Source organism: Thalassospira sp. CH_XMU1420-2, from assembly GCF_037029325.1.
In the GTDB taxonomy this organism is placed as follows: Bacteria; Pseudomonadota; Alphaproteobacteria; order Rhodospirillales; family Thalassospiraceae; genus Thalassospira; species Thalassospira povalilytica.
Genome location: NZ_JAYMEG010000029.1, coordinates 1 through 2751, shown reverse-complemented (window position 1 = coordinate 2751; position 2751 = coordinate 1). Strand labels below are relative to the sequence as shown.

General features: G+C 51.5%; 5 protein-coding genes. All 5 read left to right on the top strand.

All coding sequences use genetic code 11. From position 1 onward, the window contains the following. The coding region (locus tag WA429_RS20930; protein WP_148176642.1) for a transposase at positions 1-307 on the top strand (307 nt) is incomplete at its 5' end. 277 nt (positions 308-584) lie between these two features. Then, complete coding sequence (locus WA429_RS20925) at positions 585-989, top strand: helix-turn-helix domain-containing protein (RefSeq protein ID WP_336107866.1); 405 nt, start codon at positions 585-587, stop codon at positions 987-989. A gap of 30 nt (positions 990-1019) precedes the next feature. Beyond that, the gene (locus WA429_RS20920; protein WP_336107865.1) at positions 1020-1433 is read left to right on the top strand and encodes a hypothetical protein; all 414 of its coding nucleotides are present in this window, start codon (positions 1020-1022) and stop codon (positions 1431-1433) included. 611 nt (positions 1434-2044) lie between these two features. Next, on the top strand, positions 2045-2329 hold the full coding sequence (locus tag WA429_RS20915; RefSeq protein ID WP_336107864.1) for a hypothetical protein: 285 nt from the start codon (positions 2045-2047) through the stop codon (positions 2327-2329). A 13-nt stretch (positions 2330-2342) separates the two neighbouring features. Further along, positions 2343-2678 carry a hypothetical protein gene (locus WA429_RS20910; protein ID WP_336107863.1) on the top strand — a complete coding sequence of 112 codons (336 nt, stop codon included), beginning with the start codon at positions 2343-2345 and terminating at the stop codon, positions 2676-2678. Positions 2679-2751: the final 73 nt, after the last annotated feature.

Below are 2751 nucleotides of genomic sequence, written 5' to 3'. Positions count from 1 at the left end.
GGAAGTCTGGAGCGATCTGGTCAGGGCAGTGGGAAACTGGCGCGAAGAGACCATGACCTACTTCGAGACGGACATGCCCGTCACCAACGCTTACACGGAGTCCATCAACCGACTGGCCAAGGACAAGAACCGTGAAGGGCGCGGTTACTCCTTCGAGGTGATGCGGGCACGAATGCTCTACACCACGAAGCACAAGAAGAAGGCACCGACTGCGAAGGTCTCTCCTTTCTACAAGAAAACCATCGGTTACGGACTGCCGGACTTCGCAGAGGAACTCAACTACGGAGTCGATCTATCAACCATCTGATAATGGTATCAGGTTGGTGGGGTAAAGGTGCCCCATCAACCATTAAATCCGTATACCCAAAATTGTTAAACCAACGTCTTACCGGCACTTCACATCTTTCTGATTATTTTGGGTTGCGTTTTCCGCACACATTCCAAAGATACCCGCCTCATGTTTGATCCTTTCTATCTCATTCCACCCGCATCAAAGTTGCGTCGATTTTTTCCGCTGGTGATCTTCTCGGCACATCGTCCTGCACCCTCTACCGTGCAATCGGTTTTTACTGGAAGAGGTTGATATGTCTTCGATAGATCCTGAAGCCATTGACGGCATTATTGGCGGGAAGGTGCGTAGCCGACGCACGGCTCTCGGCCTTACTCTGGATGAAATGAGCGATCGGCTTGGCCCTGACATCGGCCTGAAGCGTGGTGCTATCAAGAAGCTCGAAAGCGGATCGACGCGTTGGCGATTTGGACTGCTGGTTCAATTCGCCGAAGCCCTCGACATCTCGTTCCTGGAACTCATTCCAGAGCACCTCGTTGACGCCGCGGTCACCTCGGACGGTCCGAGATCCGCCAGTCTTTCCCAAGCACAGCGCATTGCCACACGCATCGAGCAGCTTTCTCCCAACAGTGTGAAGGCAATCGTAATGCTGCTTGAACACTTTGAGACGGTAGAAGACGCTACTACCGATAACGAATAGCGAACGCGACAAAGAACACATAGGTTTTGAATGACTGATCGACTGGACGTGCCAAGCTCTTCCGACCCGTTTGGGGCACCGCTTGTTTTAACCGGCACAGCTATCAATTTTGATGGCCTGCGCAGCTATATTCTTGAAAACCACTCGACTATCGTCACCACTGTCCAGGTTATTGATCGTGATATTCTCGCGCTCTGCCACACCATCGTTGGCGACAAGATTTCTTATATCGATCCTCACCGGACCGATATCCGACGCCCAATCATCCTCATCGTGGATGATGAGGGACACCTTGTAGATATCGAAGGCCATCACGTCATCATTGCCCGGGCTGCTCAGAATTATCGGACAGTGGCAGTCCATCGCATTCGTGCGGACTTTGCCTATCAGCATTTCAGTAAAGTAGACGACTCCCTTGGCGACAACGCCGGCTTGTGTGACTGAACAGACCTCTTGATCGACCAACTCTCGCCTTGCACCGGCCATTTTACTCTCTCGCGCCTGACGTTAGTTCATATCAGCCTTTATTCATCTCCCCCTCTTTTCTTGCAAGAGGGGGTTTGTTTTTGCCCACACCTTCACAAAATGAAAAAAAATCCCTGAATTTTGGTCTTTCCTCTGAAAAGAAAATGGTTAATTTACTTTACGTGACCATATAGAGCATACGGTTACTTTTCGTACCTTCTAGATCAACGTGGGTTTTCGAGTGACAGCTTCCAACACGCGCGAGAATTATCGCTCCATGGACGTAGAGCAATTCAATGTCCGCTTTGAGCGTTATACTCTTAACGTAGACACAGTAACTCGGATGATGGAAATCGGTTTTCCCCATCCTTTGCTACAGTGGCGCGGTAAAGAAGTGTTCGCGTTCGACGAGGTTACCTTGCACGCTATTGCGTCCGCTTGGGCTGCTGGGGTAGGCCGACGATCCACTACCCACTAAAAAAAGTGTTTCGGACCCGACTTTTTACAAATTTCCGAACGAACCGACACAACCCACCCTTCTGACATTGCTAAAAGTTTCTCAGTTGCCAACCGAGAAGAAGACCAAAGCAATGCAAACTGCAACCAAATCCCAAAAAGATCGCCGTCTCGCGTCTGAAGACATCACTTCGCTCTCCACCCTGCATGTTGAGCGCGTTCGCGTTGAAACCCAGCAAGGCGAGATCGTTGATCGTCTTGTGCTTACAGACAAGGGAGCGGTTGACCCTACTGACGCGACACATCAGCTGCCATTGTCCAAACCCGATCCGGCGCAATGGGCTGCATTCGTTCAATACGTCTTTGCGATCGGCTATCGCAATGGCCTGGCTGAGACCAATCGCTTGTCCCTCAACTAACGCGTTGTCCGTTATGACGAACGAAGAACGCCGCCAGTTTCTGATCGATTTTATGCGACGACACAGCCTGAATGATAGCGCAATGGCTGACTTGCTCAGCCGGAACCGGTATTGGGTCTGTCGCGCGCGAAACAACTCCACCGGAAAGTCCAACGACAAGGGGGATTTCACAATCCCCCCACTCGTTGTCCGGTACATGCAGATGTTCGACCTTCTGCCCACCGGCATTCAGAAAAGCATTATTGCCGGCGACTTCCCACCAACCATGCCGGAGCTCTCTCTTGCACGGCTTCGTTCAGATGAAGTTGCGGACTATCAGGCCGTCCTCAATGCGACAAGCGGCGCATAGCCAGCTTCTTGACCTGATTTCAACGCTCTGGCTACGCACCGGCCCGATTGTCGCCTCCGCACGCAAGGATACT